The organism is Kosakonia sp. S57, from assembly GCF_016516575.1.
GTDB classification, from domain to species: Bacteria; Pseudomonadota; Gammaproteobacteria; order Enterobacterales; family Enterobacteriaceae; genus Kosakonia; species Kosakonia cowanii.
Map to the genome: position 1 here is coordinate 1 of NZ_JACVUL010000056.1, position 226 is coordinate 226.

Here is a 226-nt window from a genome sequence, read left to right on the forward strand (position 1 = left end):
GCCGACCCCCTCCTTGTAAGGGAGGTGCTCTCCCAGCTGAGCTAATCACCCGATACTGCGCTGGATACTGCTAAGTGGTGGGTCGTGCAGGATGACTCGGCTTTCGCCTCGCCCTACGGGCCGTTGCTGTCGCAACGTTATCCTTCACGTTAAAACACTTCACCAGACTTAATAGTGGTGGGTCGTGCAGGATTCGAACCTGCGACCAATTGATTAAAAGTCAACT

General features: G+C 54.0%; 1 other RNA gene. It reads right to left on the bottom strand.

The annotated features are described in order from the left end of the window. Positions 1-75: 75 nt before the first annotated feature. Positions 76-226, bottom strand: a non-coding RNA gene (locus tag IAE48_RS23935) — RtT sRNA; the annotation flags it as partial.